The sequence below is a fragment of the Streptomyces griseus subsp. griseus genome, from assembly GCF_000720255.1.
Lineage (GTDB): Bacteria > Actinomycetota > Actinomycetes > Streptomycetales > Streptomycetaceae > Streptomyces > Streptomyces griseus_I.
Genome location: NZ_JOJE01000004.1, coordinates 52,972 through 76,000, shown reverse-complemented (window position 1 = coordinate 76,000; position 23,029 = coordinate 52,972). Strand labels below are relative to the sequence as shown.

Here is a 23,029-nt window from a genome sequence, read left to right as displayed (position 1 = left end):
TTTCGTAGGCGGACGGCACCGTCGTACGGCCGAGTGTCAGTCCGCGGGCAGCGTCTGCTCCGCCCAGATGGTCTTGCCGCGGTAGGTGTGGCGGGTGCCCCAGCTCCGGCTCAGCTGTGCCACCAGCAGCAGGCCGCGCCCGCCCTCGTCGTAGACGCGGGCCCGGCGCGGATGCGGTGAGGTGCCACTGGCGTCCGAGACCTCGCAGATGAGGTTGCGGTCCAGGATCAGACGCAGTTCGATGGGCGGCCGGCCGTACCGGATGGCGTTGGTGACCAGTTCGCTGACGATGAGCTCCGTGACGAACGCGGCCTCCTCCAGGCCCCACTCCGCCAGCTGCCGGCCGGCCTTCGCGCGCATCTCGGCGACCGCCGACGGCTCCGCCGGTACGTCCCAGGCCGCCACGTGGGCCGAGTCCAGGGCGTGCGTACGGGCCAGCAGCAGAGCCACGTCATCGGCGGGCCGGTCCGGGAGCAGCGTCCGGAGCACGGCGTCGCAGGCGTTCTCCAGTGAGAGGCCCGCTCGGGACACCTGATCCAGCAGGACGGCGATGCCCTCGTCGATGTCGTGCCCTCGGGATTCGACGAGACCGTCGGTGTACAGCGCGAGCAGGCTGCCCTCGGGCAGTTCGAACTCGACGGACTCGAAGGGCAGTCCGCCCAGCCCCAGTGGGGGGCCGGCGGGTACGTCGAGGATGCGCGGCGGGTCTCCGGGCGTGCGCAGGACCGGTGCCGGGTGGCCCGCGCGAGCCATGCAGCACAGGCGGCTGACCGGGTCGTAGACGGCGTACAGGCAGGTCGCGCCGATGTCGCCGGCGTTGCCGGGCTCGTCCTCCGCCTCGGCCGACAGCCGGTCGACCAGGTCGTCGAGGTGGGTCAGGAGCTCGTCGGGGGGCAGGTCGACGTCGGCCAGCGTACGCACGGCGGTGCGCAGCCCTCCCATCGCGGCGGACGCCTTGATGCCGTGGCCCACGACATCGCCGACGACGAGGGCGACCCGGGCGCCGGAGAGCGGGATGACGTCGAACCAGTCGCCGCCCACGCCGGCCTGTGCGCTGGCGGGCAGGTAGCGTGAGGCGACCTCGACGGCGGGCTGCCGGGGCAGCCGCTGCGGCAGCAGACTGCTCTGCAGGGTCAGCGCGGTGGCGCGCTCCCGGGTGTAGCGGCGGGCATTGTCGATGCTCAGGGCGGCCCGGGCGGTGATCTCCTGTCCGAGGAGCAGGTCGTCCTCCTCGAAGGGGTCCGGATGCCGGTGGCGGGAGAAGGTGGCCACGCCGAGCGTGATGCCGCGGGCCTGCATCGGCACCGCGAGCACCGAGTGGAAGCCGAACTGCCGCATCTTGTCGGCCCGATCGGGCGCCTCGATCGCCCACCGGGCCACGCCGGCCCGGGTCACCTGCTGGATCATGGGCTGCCCCGCGAGCAGACACTCGGCCGCGGGCGAGTGGTCGGGGTACACGGCGACCTTGCCCAGCGGGACCACGGCCTCGGGGCACCCGGGCAGCACCGACTGGTTGGCGACTCGGCGCAGCATGACGGGGTTGGGCAACGTCAGCGCGCTCAGCTCCCGGTCGTCCTCGATGTCGGGGAGCAGGTCCACGGTGACGAAGTCCGCCAGTGGTCCGACGGCCACGTCGGCCAGTTCCTGCGCGGTGCGGGCCAGGTCGAGGCTGGTGCCGATACGGACGCCGGCCTCGGCGATCAGGGCGAGCCGTAGGCGGGCGAGGTGCTGCTCGGTCATGTTGTGCGCGGACAGCAGGACGCCCCGGACCGTGCCGTCGGGGGCGCGTACCGGTGCCAGGGACACCGACCAGAGGCTTTCGCGCTGATCCCCGGCCAGCTGCAGGGTCGCCCGCAGATGCTGCCGTTCCCCGGTCTCCAGCACCTGTCGCATCAGGTTCTCGGTGCGCTCGCTCTCCGGGTCGAGAACGATCTCCGACACCCGCAGTCCGCGCACCTCGGCCTCCGACAGGCCCATCACGCGTTCCATGTCGGCGTTGACCCGCAGCAGCCGCAGCCCGGCGTCGTAGAGCGCCATGGTGCACGGGGAGTGGGTCAGCGACCAGCCGAGCAGATCGGCCTCGTCGAGCTTCGGACCGGGCCGGGCCACCGGTGAGACGAACAGCCACTCGTGCCCCTCGCCATCGGCTTCGGCGGAGCCCCGTTCCTGCAGCTCACGGCGGTGCGCCAGCAGACTGACCGGCACGAGTCGGCCGTCGCGGTGGCGCAGGTCCACCGTTCCGTTCCACCTGCTCAGCCCGACGACGGACGCCGGCGTCGGAGCGGGGGCCTCTCCGGCCAGCAGTACGGCGGCGGGGCGGCCCACCACCTCCGACGCCTCGTACCCCACGAGCCGCCGGGCACCCTCGCTCCACCCCGTCACCGTGCCGTGCGCGTCCACGACGGCTCTGGCCGTGCCTGCCTCGCCGTCGTCGTGCGTCATGGCACCCATCCTGCTCTCGGCAGCCCCGGACCGTACCGACACATATGGCGTACATTATAGAACTGACATGCCTTTACGCGTACATGTCCAGATTCACGATGGGCGCCCCTGGTGCCCCGGAGCAGACGGCGGACGGCTGCGGGCGGCCCGTCCGCTCCGATCGCGCCCGTGCCCCCTCCGAGCGACCATGGCAGGACGGGACTCAGTCGGCGTCACGCACCGGCCGGTCGGGAGGTGGCCACGCTGCACACCCTGCTCCCCGTCGTCTTCGCGCTCTGCGCGGCCCTCAGCAACGCCGTCGCGACGGTGCTGCAACGCAAGGCGGCGCTGACCGTGCCGCGCTCAGCGGGGTTCCGCGCCGGGCTGATGCTCGATCTGCTGCGGCGGCCCGTCTGGCTGGCCGGCATCCTCGCGGTATTCGCCGCCGCCGTCTGTCAGGCCCTGGCGCTGGCGACCGGGCCGCTGACGATCGTGCAGCCGCTGTTCGTCCTGGAGCTGCCGCTCACCCTGATCGTCGCCTCGCTGCTGATGCACCGGAATCTGCCGGGCAGGGGCTGGCTTGCGGTGACGGTGGTGGTGGCCGGGCTGGCGATCGGGCTCGCCGCCGCGTCCCCGACCGGCAATCGCACCCATGTGGCGCTGGACCGCTGGATTCCCGCGCTCGCCGTCTGCGCGGGGGTGGTCGCCGCCCTCGCCGTCGCGGCTCTCCGACGCCCGGAGGGCCGTGCCCGCGCCGCCTGTCTGGGTGCCGGGACGGCGGTCGGTTACGCGGTGACAGCGGCGCTGATGAAGGCGTCCATGCACATCCTCGACGAGCAGGGACTGGTGGGCTTCTTCACCGCCTGGCAGACGTACGCCTTCGCCGCGACCGGCGTCTGCGCGCTGTTCCTGCTGGAGAACGCGATGCAGGCCGGGCCACTTGTCGCCTCGCAGCCGGCGCTCACCCTCGGCGACGCGATGGTGAGTCTGGCGCTCGGCATCACCCTGTACGAGGAGACGGTGCGCTCCGGATGGTGGCTGCTGCCGCAGCTGTTCGGCGTCGCGCTGATCGCCGCGGGGGTCCTCGCCCTGGCGCGGATCCCGTTCACCCGGTCCCTGGTGGCACCGGACGAACAGCGCCCGACCGCGGCGGCTCCCTGAGCGAGAGAGGTACCTCACCCGATGGCGTCCGGGCGGGGCTTCACCAGGCCGCTCTGGTACGCGACGACGACGAGTTGGGCACGGTCACGGGCGGCGACTTTGGTCATGGCCCGCTGGATGTGGCTGCGTACGGTCAGCGGGCTCAGGACGAGTTGCTCGGCGATCTCGGCGTTGGACTTGCCGAGCGCGGCCATGGCCGTGACCTCGCGCTCCCGGTCGGTCAATGCCCTGACGGCGTCGGGCAGGGCGAGGAAGTCGTGGGTGTCGGGGGTGGCCAGGAAGCGGCTGATGAGGGTCCGGGTCGCGGCCGGGGACAGGAGCGAGTCGCCGGCCGCGACGGTGCGGATGCTCGACAGCAGGACCTCGGGGCTGACGCCCTTGCCGAGGAAGCCGCTCGCGCCGGCGCGCAGCGCCCTGGCGACGTTCTCGTCGTTCTCGAAGGTGGTGAGGACGAGGATGTGGGTGTCCGACAGTTCCGGTCGGGAGCAGATGGCGGCGGTGGCCTTCACTCCGTCGACGTTCGGCATGCGGATGTCCATGATGACCACGTCGGGCCGGTGGGTCGCGGTGAGGTCGACGGCCTCCTGTCCGTCGGCCGCCTCCGCCACCACGCTCAGGTCCGGGACCGAGTCGATGAGGATGCGGAAGGTGGCGCGCAGCAGGGCCTGGTCGTCGGCGAGCAGGACGCGGATGGTCATGTGGCGGGGCTTTCGTCGGGGTGCACGTCGAGGCCGTCGTGGTCGGTGTCGTCGCTGCCTTCGCTGCCGTCGCTGCCGTCGTCGTTGCCGTCGAGCGGCAGCGTGCAGGCGACCTCGAACGTGCCCTGGGGACGGTGACCGGCGTGGAAGGTGCCGCCCACGGCGGTGGCGCGCTCGCGCATGCTGAGCAGGCCGAATCCGCCTCCTGGGCCCGATGCGGGCGACGGACGGCCCGGGGCGGTGTCGTTGCTGATGGTCAGGGTCAGGTAGCGGGGTGTGTAGGACAGGCGTACCCGTGCCGTGCGGGTGGCGGCGTGCTTGGTGACGTTGGTGAGCGCCTCCTGGATGATCCGGTAGGCCGTCAGGTCGAGTACGGGGGTGAGCCGCCGGGACCGGCCTTCGACGGTGACCGTCGCCTCCAGGCCGGCCACCGAGCAGGCGTCGACCAGGTCGGGCAGTTGCCGAAGGCCCGGTGCGGGCGCCAGGTCGCCGCCGTCGCTGTCCTCACGCAGCAGTCCGACGGTGGCCTTGAGTTCACGCAGCGCCGCGGCGGTGGCCTCGGGCAGCTTGCCGATGATGCCGAGTGCCTGCTCGGGGTGGGTCCGTGCCAGGTGGGCCGCCGTGCTCGCCTGGGCGTCGGCGAGGGTCATGTGGTGGGCGACCACGTCATGCAGTTCCCGGGCGATGCGCATGCGCTCCTGGATCACCCGGTGCCGTGCCTCCTCCTCGCGCTCACGGGCCGCGTGCTCGGCACTGGCCGCCGCGTACTCGCGCCGTACCCGGATGTAGCTGCCGCAGGCCGCCGACAGCAGGACCCAGGCCGCCGGGTTGACGATGATGAGGATCACCGATTCGTGACCGGTGGTGCCGGCCAGTGCCGTGACGACCACGCCCGCGGCGGCCCCCACCGCGCTGTACCAGGTCATGCGGCGGCGGGGTTCGCACGCGCTCACGACGTACTGCGCGACCAGCAGCGGAGCCATCAGGAGAGGGGTCATGAGATAGCCGAGGGCCCCCTCGACCATGGTGCCCAGCAGGATGACGGCGAAGACCGGAAGGGGCAGGCTGTGGCGTCGGCGCAGTGCCGCGCAGGCCCCGGCGGACAGGACGAGGCCGGACCACACGGCGGGCGGGTCGGCCATGACCACCCGGGTGAGGAAGACGCCGCAGAGGGCGGCGGCGAACGGCAGGGCCAGTGTCACCGCTTCGGCGGTCCTCGGACGGGTCGCCGCCCTGCTCTGCCAGTGTGTGCTCATCACGCTCCGAGATGGTTCCGAAGGCAGACTACTCAGGCACGCGCGGGCCGCGGTGCCGGGCAGAGCGACGCCGTGGCCCGCCCGTCCCGGTCGCATCAGGTACGGGCCGGTTCCTGCGGCGCGGGCTCGGCCGCCGCCGCACCGGTGCCGGCCGCGGGGCGCATGGTGAGACCGGCGCCCTCGACGTCGACGCGGGGCAGCATCCGGTCCAGCCGGCGGGGTATCCACCACGCCTTGTCACCGAGCAGGGCGAGCACCGCGGGCACGAGGGCCATACGGACGACGAAGGCGTCGAACAGCACCGCGACGGCGAGACCGAAGCCGATGGTCTTGATCATCGACTCGTCGGAGCCGACGAACCCGGAGAAGACCGCCATCATGATCACCGCCGCCGCCCCGACCACCCGCGCACTGTGCCGGAAGCCGGTGACGACCGCCTGCGGCGCCCGGTCCCCGTGGACGTACGCCTCGCGCATACGGGCGACGAGGAACACCTCGTAGTCCATCGCGAGGCCGAAGACGATGCCCACCAGGAAGATCGGCATCAGGCTCATGATCGGGCCGCTCTGTTCCACACCGAGCAGTCCGGCGCCCCAGCCCCACTGGAAGACCGCCACGACCGCTCCCAGGGCGGCCAGCACCGACAGCAGGAAGCCGAAGGCGGCCTTGACGGGGACGAGCACCGAGCGGAAGACCACCAGCAGCAGGATCAGCGCCAGGCCGACGATGACGGCCAGGTAGGGCACGAGGGCGTCCTGGAGGGCCTGAGCGACGTCGATGTTCATCGCGGTGCTGCCCGTGACCTCGAAGGTCGCCCCGGTCTTCTGCTCCAGCCCGGCCCGTTCCCCTCGGATGGTCCGGACGAGGTCCTTGGTCTTCTCGTCGGTCGGACCGGTGGCCGGAACGGCGGAGAAGAGCGCGGTGTCACCGGCCCGGTTGAAGCGCGCGGCGGAGACGGACACGACCCCGCGGGTGGCGCCGATCTCCCGGACGATCTCCTGGACGGCAGCCTCGGGGTCGGCCGCGCCCTTCGCGTCCGCCACGATCGTCAGCGGCCCGTTGAAGCCCGCGCCGAAGCCGTCCGCGAGCGCGTCGTAGGCACGCCGTTCGGTCGACGTGACCGGCTTGGACTCGGCACCCGGCATGCCCATCTCCAGCTGCGTGGCGGGCAGCGCCAGGACGCCCAGGCCGGCGACGCACGTCACGAGCACCGCCACGGGCCGGCGCAGCACGAACCGCGCCCACCGGGAACCGCCGTTGTCGGAACGCTGAACCCGGAACTTGCCCTTGCGGACCCGGCGGGACAGCACCGCGTTGGGCCACATGCCGAGCAACGCGGGGACCAGGGTGAGGGCGACCAGGACGGCGACGACCACGGCGCCCGCGGCGCACAGCCCCATCTTGGTCAGCATCGGAACGCCGACCACCGCCAGCCCGGCCAGCGCGATGACGACCGTCAGGCCGGCGAAGACCACCGCGGAACCGGCCGTGCCGACGGCGAGACCGGCGGCCTCGCTCGGCGCGTGACCGTTCGCGCGTTCCTCCCGGTACCGGGAGACCACGAAGAGGGCGTAGTCGATGCCGACCGCCAGCCCCAGCATCGAGGCGAGTGTCCCCGTGGTCAGGGAGAGACCGAAGACGCTGCCGAGGGCGATGATCGCGGCCATGCTGATGCCGACGCCGATGACCGCGGTGAGCAGGGGCAGCCCCGCGGCCGCGAGGGAGCCGAAGGTGATCAGCAGGACCACGGCGGCGAGCACGATGCCGATGGCCTCGGACGAGCCGCCCGCGGCAGGCTGCTCGGCGAGCGCGGTGCCGCCGACCTCGACTGTGAGGCCGGAGTCACGGGCCTCGTCGACGGCCTTCTCCAGGGCGGTCCGGTCGGCCTCGGTGAGGTCGTCGGCCTTCACCTTGTAGTTCACGGTGGCGTAGGCGGTGGAGCCGTCCTTGCTCACCGCGCCCGCCGTGAAGGGGCTCACGGCGTTCGAGACCTGCGGCTCGTCGGCGGCCTCCGCCACGAGCGCGTCGACGGCGGCGCGGTGGTCGGCCGCGGTCACCTTCTCCCCGTGCGGTGCGATGAACACGATCCGCGCGTTGGCGCCATTGGCAGCCGAGCCGGGGAAGCGCTCTCCGATGAGGTCGAACGCCTTCTGCGCCTCGATGCCGGGCATGAAGGACGTGCCGTCGTCGGAGGCGGCGGGTGCCTTGGCGGCGCCGGCACCGACGGCGCCGAGGAGCACGGCCCACAACAACGTCACGAGCCAGCGCCGTTGGAAGGCGCTCCGGCCCATCCGGTAGAGCAAGGTAGCCACGGGAAACGGATCTCCAGATCTGGGTTCGGGTAGATCACCAGACTGCGGGGAGAAGGGGTCCCGGGGCATCGTGCCCGTGCTCGCACTCTCGCTTGGTGACACCGCACGAGGTGACGCGCTCGGCTCCGACTCAGGGAGGATAGCCGCGTACTGCGAGGGGAGGAGAGCCAGGTCGACGCCGAAGCCGTCCGTGGCGACCGGCGTCGTCCCGGAGGGGCGAGCGGAGGCGGCCAGTGGCCGTTGATCGAGCCGGTGATCACCGCATGGCACCGCTCGGTCAGCGGCCACCAGGGCGCCTACGACTCGCGCGACACCGTCAGCCCTTGGCCACGAGGTCCTTGAGCGCGATGTTGAGTTCGAGCACGTCGACTCGGGGCTCGCCGATGAAGCCGAGGGTGCGGCCCTCGGTGTGCTCGTCGACGAGCTTTCGGACCTGGGCGACGGTCAGGCCGTTGCGCTGCGCGACCCGGTGGACCTGGAGGTCCGCGTAGGCCGGCGAGATGTCCGGGTCGAGACCTGAACCGGAGGAGGTGACGGCGTCGGCGGGCACCTGAGAGGGCCTGACGGTGTAGTCGGCGGTGGAGTTCTCCCGGACCACCTTGGCCTTGGCCGCCTGGACCTGCTTGATCAGGTCCTTGTTGTCGGCGGAGAGGTTCGTGGCGCCGGAGAGGATCAGCTTGTACCGGGTGTTGACGGAGTTCTCGCCGAGCCCGTTCGCCGGGCGCGGCTGGAAGCAGTCCGGGCCGTAGCCCTGTTGGCCGATCAGGGACGAGCCGACGACCCTGCCGTCCGCCTTGACCTCGGAGCCGTTCGCCTTGCCGTTGAACAACCCCTGGGCGAAGCCGGTGACGACCAGTGGATAGATGACGCCGGTCACCAGGGTGAGCACGAGGAGGGCGCGCAGTCCCGCCCCGAGCAACCGGGCGGAGTTCACAACGGAGTTGTTCATGGTCCTTCAGCACGCTTTCGAGAAATTACAGCCCGGGGATCAGGGAGACGAGGAGGTCGATGAGCTTGATGCCGAGGAAGGGCGCGATCAGTCCGCCGATGCCGTAGACGGTGAGGTTACGGCGCAGCATCCGGTCCGCGCTCACCGGCCGGTACCGCACGCCCTTCAGGGACAGCGGCACCAGCGCGATGATGACCAGCGCGTTGAAGACGACGGCGGACAGGATCGCGGAGTCCGGCGAGGACAGACCCATGATGTTGAGCTTGTCCAGGCCCGGGTGGACGGCCGCGAACAGCGCCGGGATGATCGCGAAGTACTTCGCCACGTCGTTGGCGATGGAGAACGTCGTCAACGCGCCCCGAGTGATGAGGAGTTGTTTGCCGATCTCGACGATCTCGATGAGTTTGGTCGGGTTGGAGTCGAGGTCGACCATGTTGCCCGCCTCCTTGGCGGCCGACGTACCGGTGTTCATCGCCACGCCGACGTCCGCCTGCGCGAGGGCGGGCGCGTCGTTCGTACCGTCACCGGTCATCGCGACCAGCTTGCCGCCCGCCTGCTCCCGCTTGATCAGGGCCATCTTGTCCTCGGGAGTCGCCTCCGCGAGGAAGTCGTCGACGCCCGCCTCCTCGGCGATCGCCTTCGCGGTCAGCGGGTTGTCGCCGGTGATCATGACGGTCTTGATGCCCATGCGGCGCAACTCCTCGAAGCGCTCCCGCATGCCGTCCTTGACGACATCCTTGAGGTGGATTACACCCAGCACGCGGGCGCCCCGCTCGTCGTCCACCGCGACCAGCAGCGGGGTGCCGCCCGCCTCGGAGATCCGGCCCGCGATCCGGTCCGCGTCCTCGGCGACTTCGCCGCCCTGCTCCTTCACCCAGGCGACGACCGAGGCGGTGGCCCCCTTGCGGACCTTGCGGCCGTCGACGTCGATACCCGACATCCGGGTCTGGGCGGTGAACGCTGTCCACTCGGCGTGCGCCAACTCGCCCTGGTGGCGCTCGCGCAGGCCGTACCGCTCCTGGGCCAGTACGACGACGGAGCGGCCCTCCGGGGTCTCGTCGGCCAGCGACGACAACTGGGCGGCGTCCGCGAGTTCGGCCTCGACGGTGCCCCGCACCGGCACGAACTCCGAGGCCTGCCGGTTGCCGAGGGTGATGGTGCCGGTCTTGTCCAGCAGCAGTGTGGAGACGTCACCGGCGGCCTCGACCGCCCGCCCGGACATCGCGAGGACGTTGCGCTGCACCAGCCGGTCCATGCCCGCGATGCCGATCGCGGAGAGCAGGGCGCCGATGGTGGTCGGGATGAGGCAGACCAGCAGGGCGACCAGGACCACCAACGTCAGGTGCGTACCGGCGTAGTCCGCGAGGGGCGGCAGCGTGGCGCAGGCGAGCAGGAAGACGATCGTCAGCGACGCCAGCAGGATGTTCAGCGCGATCTCGTTCGGCGTCTTCTGCCGGGCCGCGCCCTCGACCAGGCTGATCATCCGGTCGATGAAGGTCTCGCCCGGCCTGGTCGTGATCTTGATGACGATGCGGTCGGAGAGGACCTTCGTACCGCCGGTGACGGCCGAGCGGTCGCCGCCCGACTCACGGATGACCGGAGCCGACTCCCCCGTGATCGCCGACTCGTCGACGGACGCGACCCCCTCCACGACGTCACCGTCACCGGGGATGACGTCGCCGCTCTCGCAGACGACCAGATCACCGATCCTCAACTCCGCGCCGGGGACGACCGTGCCGTCCACCTTGCGGGCGATGCTGTCGGTCTTGGCCTTGCGCAGGGTCTCGGCCTGCGCCTTGCCCCGGCCCTCGGCGACCGCCTCCGCCAGGTTGGCGAAGAGCACGGTCAGCCACAGCCAGGCGCTGATCGTCCAGCCGAACCAGTCGCCGGGGTCCTTGAAGGAGGACACGGTGGTCAGGACCGAGCCGATCCACACCACGAACATCACGGGCGACTTGACCATCACCCGCGGGTCGAGCTTGCGGAAGGCCTCGGGCAGCGACTTGACCAGCTGCCGGGGTTCGAAGAGGCCCGCTCGGACACGGCCCTCGGCGAGGTGGTGCCCGGCAGGTGCGTCGCTGTGCGGTGCCCGGACGGGGGTGGCTGTGGACATGGAGTCCTCTGACTTCTCGGTACGGGTGGTCGTCACGCCAGCCCCTCGGCGAGCGGGCCCAGCGCGAGCGCGGGGAAGTACGTGAGACCGGTGATGATCAGGATCGCGCCCACCAACAGCCCCGTGAACAGCGGCTTCTCGGTACGCAGGGTGCCCGCCGTGACCGGGACCGGCTGCTGCCCGGCCAGCGAACCGGCCAGTGCGAGAACGAAGATCATGGGCAGGAAACGGCCGAGCAGCATCGCGAGACCGGTCATGGTGTTGTACCAGTCGGTGTTCGCGTTCAGACCGGCGAAGGCCGAGCCGTTGTTGTTCGCGGCGGAGGTGAAGGCGTACAGCACCTCGGAGAAACCGTGGGCACCGGAGTTGAGCATCGAATGCGGCGGGGTCGGCAGCGCCATGGTGGCCGCGGTGAACACCAGCACCAGCGCCGGGGTGACGAGGATGTAGCAGGCGGCGAGCTTCATCTCCCGAGCGCCGATCTTCTTGCCCAGGTACTCGGGTGTGCGGCCGACCATCAGGCCGGCGATGAACACCGCGATGACGGCCATCACGAGCATGCCGTAGAGGCCGGAGCCGGTGCCGCCGGGCGCGATCTCGCCCAGCATCATGCCCAGCATCGCGATGCCACCGCCGAGGCCGGTGAACGAGGAGTGGAAGGAGTCCACCGCGCCGGTCGAGGTGAGGGTCGTGGACACCGCGAAGATCGACGAGGAGCCGACCCCGAAGCGGACCTCCTTGCCCTCCATCGCCCCGCCGGCCGCCTGCAGCGCCGGGCCGTGGTGGGCGAACTCGGTCCACATCATCAGGGCGACGAAGCCCAGCCAGATGGTGAACATCGTGGCGAGGATCGCGTAGCCCTGCTTCACCGAGCCGACCATGACGCCGAAGGTGCGGGTCAGGGAGAACGGGATCAGCAGGAGCAGGAAGACCTCGAAGAGGTTGGTGAAGGGTGTGGGGTTCTCGAAGGGGTGGGCGCTGTTGGCGTTGAAGTAGCCGCCGCCGTCGGTGCCGAGCTCCTTGATGGCCTCCTGCGAGGCGACCGCGCCACCGTTCCACTGTTGCGAGCCGCCCAGGAATTGGCCGACCTCGTGGATCCCGGAGAAGTTCTGAACGGCACCGCAGGCGACCAGTACCACCGCGGCGACCACGGCGCCCGGCACCAGGATGCGTATCGTGCCGCGCACCATGTCCACCCAGAAGTTCCCGAGTTCACCGGTGCGCGACCGCGCGAAGCCGCGGACCAGGGCGACCGCGACGGCCATGCCGACGGCCGCCGAGACGAAGTTCTGCACGGCGAGACCGGCGGTCTGCACGACATGCCCCATGGTCTGCTCGCCGTAGTACGACTGCCAGTTGGTGTTGGTCACGAAGGACACGGCCGTGTTGAACGACTGCGCCGGGTCGACCGAGTCGAAGCCGAGCGAGCCGGGCAGAACGCCCTGGAGCCGCATCAGCAGGTAGAGGAAGACCACCCCGGCGGCGGAGAAGGCGAGGATCCCGCGCAGGTACGCGGGCCAGGTCATCTCGGTGTCGGGATCGGCACCGATGCCCTTGTAGATCCACTTCTCGACGCGCAGGTGCCTCTTCGAGCAGTAGACCCGGGCCATGTACGTGCCGGCGGGGACGTAGGCGAGCGCCAGCGCGCCCACCAGAGCCAGCAGTTGGAGGATGCCTGCGAGGACGGGACCCATGTCGGCGCTCAGAACCTCTCCGGGAAGATCAGGGCGAGGACGAGATAGCCCAGCAGGGCCACGGCGACGACCAGGCCGACTACGTTCTCGGCGGTCACAGCTTCGTCACCCCCTTGGCGACGAGAGCCACCAGCGCAAATCCCGCGATCATGGTGATGACGAAGGCCAGATCGGCCATCGCAGACTCCTGGAGTGAGGTTCGACGAACTCGGACGATTCGAGGAAAGCCCCTCCATGGCCGGATGGACCGGCCGTTGACGGCTCCCATACGCCCGCACCCATCGCTTTGACGGGTCTCTTACGGCAGCCGGGACCGGAGCCACGGATGACCGCCCTCTCGGCTCCGACGGATGCCCAGCGGCAGGGCGTAAGGGACGCGTCAGGACCGGCCCGCCCGGCGTCTGGGCTTCGGCAGTGGCGGTCTTCGGGGCTCGTGCCGCCACCTGGCACCGGCGGTATGCGACGGAGTGGGTCCGCGGAACCGGCCGGCGATCGCCACTGGCGGGGCAGCGTCCGGCTCGCGGCGGCCTGTGCCCTGGTGTTCGGCACCATGCGCGTGCTGGTCGACTGGGAGGCGGGAAGCCTGACGTCCGCGCACCCTGCTCTGGGCCGCCCCGTCGGCCGCCGTGTTCGCCGTCCCGCTCCCGCCACAGGTGAGCGCGGGCCCTGGCTGGCTTACACGGCGCGGGCGGTGCTCCGCCCTCGTCGAGCGCGTGGCGCCGCGGGATCAGTCCATGGGGACGCGCAGGGCCAGGAGGGCGACGTCGTCGTCGTTGTCGGTGGGGCGGACGCGGCGGAGCAACTGGTCGGTGAACGAGGCGAGGGGGCGGTGGGCGAGGGCGGCGGCGTGTTGGCGCAGTCGGTTCAGGCCCGTGTCGAGGGTGTGGCCGGGCTCCTCGATGAGGCCGTCGGTGTACAGCACCAGCGTGGAACCGGGCGGGAGCAGCGCCGTGGCGTCAGGACGGGCGGTGCCCGCCTGGGTGCCCAGCAGGATGCCGTGGCCGTCGGTGAGGTAGCGCGTCAGACCGTCCCGGCTGATCAGCAGCGGCGGTGGGTGGCCCGCGTTGGTCCAGGACAGCCGCCAGTGACCGTCGTGGGCCGCCTCGATCCGCGCGAAGATCATGGTGGCCATGGTGACGTCGGTGATGTGCTGGATCGCCTCGTCGAGCCGTTCGACGATCCGGCTGGGAGGTTCCTGCTGGAACCAGGCGTAGGCGCGGAGCATGTTGCGGACCTGCGCCATCCCGGCCGCCGCCTCCAGGTCGTGGCCGACGACGTCTCCGACGGCCAGGGCCGTGGACGCGTCGGACAGGGGGAAGGCGTCGTACCAGTCGCCGCCGACCTGGGAGGCGTCGGGGGCGGGCAGATAGCGCACGGTCATCTGCAGGCCCGGGACACCCGGCATCTGGGGCAGCAGATGGTTCTGCATGGTCTCGGCCACCTTGCGCTGGCGCTGATAGAGGCGTGCGTTGTCCAGGGCGAGGCCGGCGCGGCGTGCTATGTCCTCGATCAGGGGGAGGTCCTCGGGGGCGAAGGCAGCGGGATTGTCGGCGCGGCCCAGGGTCAGCGCACCGAGCACCGCACGGGTGCTGCGGATGGGTGCGATGGCCGCGGAGTGCATCCCCGTGGCCTCGAACAGGCGGCGCTGTTCGACGGCGATACCGGAATCCGGTGTCCGCTGGTAAGTCTGCGGACCCGTCAGGGTGGAGGCGACACCGCGCAGGGCCCGGGACAGGGGCATCGGAGATTCCTCGGAGACCGGGGGCATCGGCCCCTGGAGGTCCTCGTACGGCAGGAGGATGTCGCCGTCGGCGTGGGTCACGACGGTACGCCACACCTCGTCGCGCTCGGTGATCAGGTCGACGACGACCCAGTCCGCCAGCCGGGGCACGACCAGGGCCACCAGCCGCCGCAGCGCCTCGTCGACGTCGAGCGTGGAGGTCAGCCGCGTGGTGGTCTCGGCCAGCAGGGCGAGCCGCTGCAGTTCGGACAGCGGCTGAGCCGTCGGCTCCGGCACCGGGTCGGTGTCCTCCGGGCGCTCGGGGACGTGGAAGACAACGAGCGTGCCCGCTTGGTGGTCGCCGATGTCGTACGGGGTGATCAGCCAGGAGATGGGCAGCACGGAGCCGTCCGCGCGTGCGAAGAAGTCCTCGTCCGCCTGCGCGGTGCGTCCGGCGTGGAACGCCTGCCGCATGGCGCACTGGGTCCTCGGCAACGGCTCCCCCTGCGGGCCGCGGTGCAACAGGTCGTGAGCATCGTGACCGACGAGATCGTCGGCGGGCCGGGCCAGCAGGTGCTCGGCGCGGGCGTTGACCGCGATGATGCAGCCCTGCTCGTCGACGACGTAAGCGCCGGCGCCGATGGCATCCAGAGCCCCGGTCAGCGCCTTGGTCACCGCGTCGGACACTGCGGACGCGCACGGCCCGTGGCCGGTCTCCGTATGCTCCGACCCCGCCATCGTGGCCTCCCTTCTTTCTCCTGCCTGCCTTCCCCGTATGCCCAAGCTTGTGGAAATCCCACGTCATCCGGCGGCTTGAATGAAGTCCGCTCAGCCCTCCCACGTCTGAGCGGCGACTGCACCCGCTTCCGACCGCCAGGGCTCCTGCCGAGGCGACCAAAGACACAGGTCAGCGGATTGTTCGGTGCAGTGCCCGGTGATCGCGACGCGTTCAGCGACGAGCCGCGATCACCGGGCCGGAGCGTCAGGACGAGGGCCGTTCCTCCGGTACGTCCTGCTCTGCGGGGAGCCTCTGCTCAGCCCAGATGATCTTGCCGTTGGGCATCTGGCGGGCGCCCCAGCCCTGGCACAGCTGGGCGACGAGGAGCAGCCCGCGGCCGCCCTCGTCGTAGGTGCGGGCCCGGCGCATGTGCGGGGCGGTCGTGCTGCCGTCGGACACCTCGCAGATGAGGGTGCGGTCGTGGATCAGCCGTAGCTCGATGGGCGGTTCGGCGTGCCGGATGGCGTTGGTGACCAGCTCGCTGACCACCAGCTCGGTGACGAACACGCACTCGTCGAGGCCCCATTCCGCCAGCTGCCGGCAGGCGTTCTTGCGGGCTTCGGCGACGGCGGCGAAGTCGGGGGCCACGCCCCAGGCGGCCACATGGAAGGCGTCGAGGGCGCGGGTGCGGGCCACGAGCAGGGCCACGTCGTCCTCGGGCCGGTCCGAGAGCATGGTCCGCAGGACCGCGTCGCAGGTGCTCTCCAGCGGGGCGTGGGCCCCATGGAGCACGCGGAGCAGGGTGTCCATGCCTTCGTCGATGTCACGGCCCCGGCCCTCGATGAGCCCGTCGGTGTACAGCGCCAGAACGCTGCCTTCGGGCACTTCCAGCTCGATGGCCTCGAAGGGCAGGCCCCCCAGCCCCAGGGGAGGTCCCACGGGCACGTCGAGGAAATCCACCGCGCCGTCCGGTGTGGCCAGCGCGGGGACGGGGTGACCGGCGCGGGCCAGGGAACAGCGGCGCGAGACCGGGTCGTAGACGGCGTACAGGCACGTGGCCCCGATGTCGCCGCCCGTGTCGGCTCCCGCGGCGAGGTGGTTGACCAGGTCGTCCAGGTGGGTCAGCAACTCGTCGGGAGGGAGGTCGACATCGGCCAGGGTCCGTACGGCGGTCCGCAGCCGCCCCATGGTGGCCGAGGCCTGGATGCCGTGGCCCACGACATCGCCGACGACGAGTGCGACGCGGGCGCCGGACAGCGGGATGACGTCGAACCAGTCGCCGCCGACCCCGGCCTGGGCGCTGGCGGGCAGGTAACGGGAGGCGATGTCGAGGGCGGACACCTCGGGCAGGCTCCGCGGCAGGAGGCTGCTCTGCAGGGTGAGGGAGGTGGAGCGCTCGCGGGTGAAACGGCGGGCGTTGTCGATGCAGACGGCGGCCCTGGCGGTGATCTCCTGGCCGAGCAGCAGGTCGTCCTCCTCGAACGGTTCCGGGCGCCGATGGCGGGAGAAGGTGGCCACTCCCAGGGTGAGACCGCGGGCCCGCATGGGGACGGCCAGCACCGAGTGGAAACCGAACTGCCGCATGCGTTCGGCCCGCCTGGGGGTCTGGCGCAGCACATGCTCCATCGCCTCGGCGGTGACCTGCTGAATCACCGGCCGGCCGGTGGCCAGGCACTCGGCCGCGGCCGACTTGTCCGGATAGACGGCCACCGCCCCGTCCGGGACCACGGTCTCGGGGCAGCCTTCGAGAATCGACTGGCGGGCGACGCGCCGCAGTCGCACGGCCCCGCGCGGAGGTCCCGTGGGCGGGTCCTCACCGCCCTCGATGGGCGGCAGCAGGTCGACGGTGACGAAGTCGGCGAACCGCGGGACGGCCACGTCGGCGAGTTCCTGGGCGGTACGGGACAGGTCCAGCGTGCTGCCAATGGCCAGGCTCGCCTCGTTCAGCAGGGCGAGCCGCTGGCGGGCCAGGTACTGCTCGGTCATGTCGTGCGCCGAGAGCAGCACGCCTTCCATCCGGCCGTCGTCGTCCCGGACGGGGGCCAGGGAAAGGGTCCACACGCTCGCGCGCTCCTGGCCGACGAGGTTCAGGGAAGCCCGCGTGTCCTGCTGTTCGCCGGTCTCCAGCACACGCCGCATCGCCTGCTCGGTGAGGTCCGCCTGGGGGTGGTGCACGATTTCCGACACGCGCAGTCCGCGCATCTCCTCCTCCGACAGGCCGATCGCCCGTTCCATGTCCGCGTTCGCCCGTACCAGCCGCAGGCGTGTGTCGTACAGCGCCATCGTGCAGGGCGACTGGGTGAAGCTCCGGCCGAGGAACGCGTCGTCGTCAGGACTCACCGCGGGGCGGGAGACCGGCGAGAGGAGCAGCCACTCAGCGCCGGCGCCGTCCTGCCGCCGGTGCGCCAGCAGGTTGACGGCCAGGGGGTGGCCGTCGCGGTGCCGCAGCGTCGCCGTTCCGCTCCACCTGGGCAGGGACGGCAGCGAGCGCAGTACGTCGGAGGGCGGTCCGTCGGCCAGCAGTGCGGCCCCGGGGCGGCCGACGACCTCGGAGGCCGGGTAGCCGAGCAACCGCCGCGCCCCTGCGCTCCATGCCGTGACGAGGCCGCGCCCGTCCACGACGGCCGTCGCGGTGGCCGCCTCGTCCACGAGGTCCGCCGACCGGGCGCCGCCTGAGGCCTGTGCGGAGCAGCCAGGTGACACAGTGGTACGGCATTCCCGTCATTCGCTGAGATATGCGACAAACAGGCGGATAAGTCGCAAAAATGGGAGGTGATCCCACTCCGGGTCGATCGGCTACAGGGGCGGAGGTTGGACGGATGACGGTCACGGGCGAGGGCGTCTGGCCGAACGCGGCCGAGTGGACGGGGATGATCTACAGCGAGGGCTGGCGGACCTCCGAGGGCGGCACCCGCCGAACCATCGAACCGGCCACCGGCGAGCCACTGGCGGAAGTGGGCGTGGCCTCACCCGCGGATGTCGCACGCGCCGGCGCCCGCGCCGCCCGGGCGGCGCCGGACTGGGCGGCGGTCGCGGTGTCCGACCGTGCCGACGTGCTGATGCGCGCCGACCGTGCCCTGCGGGAACACAGCGCGGCGATCCGCGCCTGGATCGTCCGCGAGTCGGGCGGCATCCCCGCCAAGGGTGACTACGAGATCGCGGCCGGGCTCGGTCAGCTGCGGCACGCGGTCGGTCTCGCGTCGCAGCCCCAGGGAGAGATCCTGACGCCGCAGGTTTCCGGCGGGACGAGTCTGGCGTGGCGGGTGCCACTGGGGGTGGTGGGTGTCATCAACCCGTGGAACGCGCCGCTGCTGTTCGCGATGCGGGCGCTGGCGCCGGCGCTGGTCCTCGGCAACGCCGTCCTGCTCAAGCCCGACCCCCTCACCCCGGTGTCGGGCGGCGTCCTCGTCGCCCAGCTGTTCCAGGAGGCCGGGCTGCCCGAGGGCGTGCTGCACGTGCTCCCCGGCGACGCGGAGGCGGGGCGTGCGGTCGCGGCCGATCCGCACGTCGCGATGGTCTCGTTCACCGGCTCCTCCGAGGCCGGGCGGGAAGTGGCCCGGGTGGCGGGGGAAGGACTCAAGCGCGTGTCGCTGGAGCTGGGCGGCAAGAACTCGATCGTCGTGCTGGAGGACGCGGACGTGGAGGCGGCCGCCGCGGCCGGGGCCATGAGCTCGTTCGGCTATCAGGGGCAGGCCTGTGTCGCCGCCGGGCGCCATCTGGTCCACGCGGACGTCGTCGAGGCGTACACCGAGGCACTGATCCGGCAGGCGAAGGGGTTGCCGATCGGTGATCCCCGCGACGACGGCGTGGTGATCGGCCCCGTCATCAGCGAGCGGCAGGCGGTACGGATCACGCGGATCGTGGACGAGAGCGTGGCCGCCGGGGCCCGCGTGCTGGCCGGAGGCACACGGGACGGGCTCTTCTTCCCGCCCACCGTGCTGGACCGCATCGAGCGGACCATGCCGGCCTTCACCGAGGAGATCTTCGGACCCGTCGCCCCCGTCGTCCCCTTCCACAGCGAGGACGAGGCCGTCGAGGTCGCCAACGACACCGCCTACGGTCTGACCGCCGCCGTCCACTCCCGGTCCGTGCCCCGGGCGACCGCCGTCGCGCGGCGGCTGCGCACGGGCATGGTCCACATCAACGACGTGTCCGCCAAGGACGCCGCCAACGCGCCGTTCGGTGGCATGGGAATCTCCGGCAACGCCTCCCGCGTCGGCGGCACCGCCAGCCTGGAGCAGTTCACGCAGTGGCGCTGGATGACGGCCCCAGGGGCGCTGTGACACCGCGGCCGTGCGGCACAGGCGGCCGTGTCACCTCGTGCGCCGGGCGAGGAGCAGCGCCACGTCGTCGTCCGGCTCCCGGTTCAGGGCGCCGAGCAGTATGTCGCACACTTCCTCCAGAGGAAGACGGTTGCCGTCCAGCAGCCGGAGCACGGTGCGCATCCCCGCGCCGACGGGCGTTTCGTGGCTCTCCACCAGACCGTCCGTGAACAACGCGAGCAGTGCCCCGTCCGCGAGTTCCCGCTCCTCGACGCTGAACGGGACGCCACCCACCCCGAGGGGCACTCCCCCGGCGATGTCGAGGAACGCCGCCTTCCCGTCCGGGGCCACCAGGACCGGCGGCAGGTGGCCCGCCCGGGACACCTCGCACCGGCCCCGCTGCGGGTCACAGACGACGTAGACGCAGGTGGCCAGCGTCTCGGAGTCGCCGAGCGAGGCCGCGAGATCGTCGAGGTGGCACAGCAGCTCGGCCGGGGGCAGGTCGAGCCGGGCGAGGGCGCGGGTGGCCGTGCGGAACTGGCCCATGATCGCCGCGGCGTGCACGCCCTTGCCCATCACGTCGCCGACCACGAGCCCCACCTTGCCGTCCTTGAGCGGAATCACGTCGAACCAGTCGCCGCCCACCTCACTGACCGCGGGCAGATACCGGGAGGCGACCTCGATGCCGCCGTAGCGCAGTGGTTCCTGGGGCAGCAGACTGCGCTGCAACGTGAGCGCGGTGTCGCGTTCACGCCCGTACATCCGCGCGTTGTCGATACAGATGGCGGCGCGCGCGGACAGCTCGGTGGCAAGGGTCAGGTCCTGGTCGTCGAACGGCCGCGAGTTCACCGTGCGGCACAGACTGAGCGTGCCCAGCACCTCGCCACGGGCGACCAGGGGGGCGGCCAGATAGGAATGAACCCCGGCGCGCCGCAGCGTCTCGGCGGCGGAGTCGTCCCTGGCGATGCGCCGCAGCGCCGTGTCGTCCACGTGTGCCAGCAGGATCGGCCGAGCCTCCCGTACGCACTGGGTGATCACCCGTGACGAGCTGTACAGCGTCGGCTCCCCGACCGGATCCACGGCCTTGATCGCATCGGTGGGACGGCCTGTCTTGAGGGCGAGCGCCCGGAAGCCGAGGGGACCGCCCGTCCGGACCGCGGCCGAGTGGACCACCGAGTCGAGTACGTCCACGGCGGCGAGGTCGGCGAGCTCCGGAACGGCCACGTCCGCGAGTTCACGTGCCGTCTGGCGCAGGTCCAGCGTGGTGCCGATGCGGACGCCGGCGTCGGCTATCACCGCCAGGCGCTCCCGCGCCTTCGCGACCTCGGCCGCCGCCCGCTGCCGCTCGGAGACATCGAGCACGGAGATCGCCAGCCCCAGCACACGCCCGTTCGCGTCCTCGATCCGGTGGTACGACTCCGAGTAGGCGTGATCTTCGTCGTCAGCGGCCGTCCGGCCGACCGTCTGCTGATCCAGCAGCGGCTCACCGCTGCGAAGGACCCGCCGCATCCGCGACTCGATGGCCTCGACGTCGAGGGCCGGCAGCACCTCGCCGACGCGGCGGCCCAGCACGGCCTCCTCCGGGACACCGTTGAGGCGTTCCAGGGACCGGTTGACGCGCACCCACCGCAGGTCGGTGTCGAACACCGCGATACCGACCGGCGACTGGCTGACCAGGATGTGGGACAGGGCGAGGTCCCGCTCCATGTTCCGTACGGTCTCGGCGTCGGCGCCCAGGCCGAGGGCATGGATGTCGCCGCGTGCGTCGCGCAGCTGCATCGTGCGGAACTCCACCCGGCGCATCGAGCCGTCCTTGTGCCGCACCGGGAAGACACCCGCCCAGCGCGCGCCGGTGCGGACCCGGTCGAACAGTTCGCGTGCCTTCGGCCGGTTCTCCGGGGCCACCAGCAGGGCGCCCGCGTCGCGGCCCAGTGCTTCCTCGGCGGAGAAGCCGAGCAGCGACTCCGCTTCGGGGCTCCACAGTGCGATCCGGCCGTCACTCCCCAGGACCAGGGCGGCGACCCGCAGCACATCGAGCAGCCCGCCGGGCGCGGCAGTGATGCCGTCCTGCCGACCGTTCCCGGTCCGGGTCTCTCGCTCGGGCATGCCGGACGCTCCCGCCTGGCCCGCTGTCGCCGGGCTCTCTGTCAGTCATACCTCCGCCCGGAGGACACCGCACGCCATCGCCTCCGCGCGGGCGGGCCGGTTCCCCGTGGGGCCGACGCCCTACTCGGCGTCGGCGACGATGGACCCGACCCGTTCGGCCAGGCCGGGGTCGCGGCGGACCAGGAGCGCGGCGTAGGCGATGGCGGCGAGCAGGGCGGCCAGGGCCGCGTAGGGGAACCAGCTGTACGGCGCGGGCTGTCCGGGCTTGGCGAGGTAGTAGAGCGGGACGAGGATGGCCAGGGCACCGAGTGCGGGGAGCACCAGGTGTCGCACGGTCCGGAACTCCTGCGGACGGTATCTGCGGTAGTACAGCGGCAGGGCGATGTTGGAGGCGAGGTAGACCAGCAGGATCAGGATGGCGCCCAGGCTGGAGGACTCGGTGAAGAAGACGACGGGGTCCATCGGGCCGCCGTCCGCTCCGAGCAGGTGCCCCAGGCCCCACCCGGCGATGATCAGCAGCGCGGTGGCGGTGAAGGTGACGATGGCGTTGTCGGGCGTACGGCGCGTGGGGTGGACGTAGCCGAAGAAGGAGGGCAGGAGTCCCTCGCGTCCGGCGTTGAAGATGAGCCGCGCCTGGGAGTTGATGCCCGCGATGAGCACACCGAGGGTGGAGGTCAGTCCACCGAGGTAGGCGAGGAACGCCAGTGCTCCGAGGGTGTCGTGGGCGATGTCGACGAAGGGGATGGGGGAAGCACCGAGCCGCCGCACGTCGTAGCCGAAACCGGTCACGGTGGCGTAGGCGAAGAGGATGTAACTCACCGTCATGATCGCGACGGAGGAGAACACCGCCCGGCCGACGTTGCGCCGTGGATTCTCGGTCTCCTCGGCGAGCGCCGCCGAGTTCTCCCAGCCCACGAACAGGTACACGGCCAGGGGGAAACCCGCGGCCAGTCCGCTGAGGCCGTGGGTGATGTGGCCGGGCAGGAACGGGGCGGCGGAGAGGCTGCCGCGGTGCTCGACGAGCGCGGCGACCGACACCACGACCAGGACCAGCATCTCGACACCGAAGAAGTAGCCGGCCCACTTGGTGGAGACCACGATCCCGCGCAGCATCAGCCCCACCGCCGCTCCGGTCAACAGCAGGGTCCAGACGATCCACGGGAAGTCGAGGCCGGTGTAGTGGTGCAGGGTGATCTGCACGAATCCGCCCGAGATGGCGATGACGGAGGCCATCGCGACGATGTAGCCGAGGCCGGCCAGCAACGCCGTGGTCACCGCGCTGACCGGTCCGAAGGTCCTGCCGACGAAGGTGATGAAGCTGCCCGCCGAGGGGTGCGCGCGGGAGAACTCGGCCAGCGTGTTGCCCAGCAGGGCGACGGCGACACCCGCCGCGGCGATGGTCAGCGGGGAGGCGACGCCGGCGGTGGTGGCCAGGAAGGCGAAGCCGAAGAAGAAACTCATGGCCGGGCCGACGTTGGCCATGGTGGCGGCGGCGATGTCCGCCATGCCGAGGACACCGCCGCGCAGACGCTGGGGCGCGCCGCCGGTGGCGCCCGGTGTCGGCAGCGGGCCGACGGCTCCGGGGTCGGGCATGGCGACAGCTCCTTGTGCGGTGCGGT

Annotated in this window: 14 protein-coding genes; 2 read left to right on the top strand and 12 right to left on the bottom strand. The window is 71.4% G+C overall.

The window, feature by feature from the left end; translation table 11 throughout:
* Positions 1 to 36 precede the first annotated feature (36 nt).
* Entirely contained in the window at positions 37 to 2,442 is a 2,406-nt protein-coding gene (locus IG99_RS07550; protein ID WP_051865006.1) for a SpoIIE family protein phosphatase, read from the bottom strand.
* Between the two features lie 243 nt (positions 2,443 to 2,685).
* Here IG99_RS07550 and IG99_RS07545 point away from each other — a divergent pair, with 243 nt between their 5' ends.
* Positions 2,686 to 3,582, top strand: a complete 897-nt coding sequence (locus IG99_RS07545) for a DMT family transporter (protein ID WP_037671442.1) — start codon at positions 2,686 to 2,688, stop codon at positions 3,580 to 3,582.
* A gap of 14 nt (positions 3,583 to 3,596) precedes the next feature.
* Here the strand turns inward: IG99_RS07545 and IG99_RS07540 are convergent, their stop codons facing one another.
* The 9 genes from IG99_RS07540 to IG99_RS07495 form a co-directional block, all read right to left on the bottom strand.
* Positions 3,597 to 4,280, bottom strand: a complete 684-nt coding sequence (locus IG99_RS07540) for a response regulator transcription factor (protein WP_037671149.1) — start codon at positions 4,278 to 4,280, stop codon at positions 3,597 to 3,599.
* Entirely contained in the window at positions 4,277 to 5,536 is a 1,260-nt protein-coding gene (locus tag IG99_RS07535) for a sensor histidine kinase (protein ID WP_078947573.1), read from the bottom strand. Before IG99_RS07535 ends, IG99_RS07540 begins: the two co-directional genes overlap by 4 nt.
* A gap of 95 nt (positions 5,537 to 5,631) precedes the next feature.
* Positions 5,632 to 7,848, bottom strand: coding sequence for an MMPL family transporter (locus tag IG99_RS07530; protein WP_037671147.1), 2,217 nt, complete (start codon positions 7,846 to 7,848; stop codon positions 5,632 to 5,634).
* A 316-nt stretch (positions 7,849 to 8,164) separates the two neighbouring features.
* On the bottom strand, positions 8,165 to 8,797 hold the full coding sequence (locus IG99_RS07525) for a potassium-transporting ATPase subunit C (protein ID WP_037671144.1): 633 nt from the start codon (positions 8,795 to 8,797) through the stop codon (positions 8,165 to 8,167).
* A gap of 25 nt (positions 8,798 to 8,822) precedes the next feature.
* Positions 8,823 to 10,910 carry a potassium-transporting ATPase subunit KdpB gene (gene kdpB / locus IG99_RS07520; protein WP_037671438.1) on the bottom strand — a complete coding sequence of 696 codons (2,088 nt, stop codon included), beginning with the start codon at positions 10,908 to 10,910 and terminating at the stop codon, positions 8,823 to 8,825.
* Positions 10,911 to 10,942: 32 nt separating this feature from the next.
* Positions 10,943 to 12,604 carry a potassium-transporting ATPase subunit KdpA gene (kdpA, locus tag IG99_RS07515; RefSeq protein WP_037671142.1) on the bottom strand — a complete coding sequence of 554 codons (1,662 nt, stop codon included), beginning with the start codon at positions 12,602 to 12,604 and terminating at the stop codon, positions 10,943 to 10,945.
* 8 nt (positions 12,605 to 12,612) lie between these two features.
* Positions 12,613 to 12,702, bottom strand: a complete 90-nt coding sequence (kdpF, locus tag IG99_RS44775) for a K(+)-transporting ATPase subunit F (RefSeq protein ID WP_009326374.1) — start codon at positions 12,700 to 12,702, stop codon at positions 12,613 to 12,615.
* A gap of 629 nt (positions 12,703 to 13,331) precedes the next feature.
* Positions 13,332 to 15,062 (bottom strand): SpoIIE family protein phosphatase, encoded by a 1,731-nt coding sequence (locus IG99_RS07500; RefSeq protein WP_037671137.1) that lies wholly within the window; start codon positions 15,060 to 15,062, stop codon positions 13,332 to 13,334.
* A 244-nt stretch (positions 15,063 to 15,306) separates the two neighbouring features.
* The gene (locus IG99_RS07495) at positions 15,307 to 17,691 is read right to left on the bottom strand and encodes a SpoIIE family protein phosphatase (protein ID WP_234311766.1); all 2,385 of its coding nucleotides are present in this window, start codon (positions 17,689 to 17,691) and stop codon (positions 15,307 to 15,309) included.
* Positions 17,692 to 17,861: 170 nt separating this feature from the next.
* Here IG99_RS07495 and IG99_RS07490 point away from each other — a divergent pair, with 170 nt between their 5' ends.
* On the top strand, positions 17,862 to 19,325 hold the full coding sequence (locus tag IG99_RS07490) for an aldehyde dehydrogenase family protein (RefSeq protein WP_037671131.1): 1,464 nt from the start codon (positions 17,862 to 17,864) through the stop codon (positions 19,323 to 19,325).
* Positions 19,326 to 19,355: 30 nt separating this feature from the next.
* Here IG99_RS07490 and IG99_RS07485 read toward each other — a convergent pair whose 3' ends face one another.
* Positions 19,356 to 21,410 carry a SpoIIE family protein phosphatase gene (locus IG99_RS07485; protein WP_037671129.1) on the bottom strand — a complete coding sequence of 685 codons (2,055 nt, stop codon included), beginning with the start codon at positions 21,408 to 21,410 and terminating at the stop codon, positions 19,356 to 19,358.
* 120 nt (positions 21,411 to 21,530) lie between these two features.
* Positions 21,531 to 23,003, bottom strand: a complete 1,473-nt coding sequence (locus IG99_RS07480) for an APC family permease (RefSeq protein WP_037671127.1) — start codon at positions 23,001 to 23,003, stop codon at positions 21,531 to 21,533.
* Between the last annotated feature and the right edge of the window lie 26 nt (positions 23,004 to 23,029).

Bases quoted from the DNA above. Each gene is read 5' to 3' on its own strand.
- IG99_RS07480 (WP_037671127.1), bottom strand. From the start codon at position 23,003: ATGCCCGACCCCGGAGCCGTCGGCCCGCTGCCGACACCGGGCGCCACC.
- IG99_RS07500 (WP_037671137.1), bottom strand. From the start codon at position 15,062: ATGGCGGGGTCGGAGCATACGGAGACCGGCCACGGGCCGTGCGCGTCC.
- IG99_RS07550 (WP_051865006.1), bottom strand. From the start codon at position 2,442: ATGACGCACGACGACGGCGAGGCAGGCACGGCCAGAGCCGTCGTGGAC.
- IG99_RS07540 (WP_037671149.1), bottom strand. From the start codon at position 4,280: ATGACCATCCGCGTCCTGCTCGCCGACGACCAGGCCCTGCTGCGCGCC.
- IG99_RS07485 (WP_037671129.1), bottom strand. From the start codon at position 21,410: ATGCCCGAGCGAGAGACCCGGACCGGGAACGGTCGGCAGGACGGCATC.
- IG99_RS07535 (WP_078947573.1), bottom strand. From the start codon at position 5,536: ATGAGCACACACTGGCAGAGCAGGGCGGCGACCCGTCCGAGGACCGCC.
- IG99_RS07525 (WP_037671144.1), bottom strand. From the start codon at position 8,797: ATGAACAACTCCGTTGTGAACTCCGCCCGGTTGCTCGGGGCGGGACTG.
- kdpB (WP_037671438.1), bottom strand. From the start codon at position 10,910: ATGTCCACAGCCACCCCCGTCCGGGCACCGCACAGCGACGCACCTGCC.
- kdpA (WP_037671142.1), bottom strand. From the start codon at position 12,604: ATGGGTCCCGTCCTCGCAGGCATCCTCCAACTGCTGGCTCTGGTGGGC.
- IG99_RS07490 (WP_037671131.1), top strand. From the start codon at position 17,862: ATGACGGTCACGGGCGAGGGCGTCTGGCCGAACGCGGCCGAGTGGACG.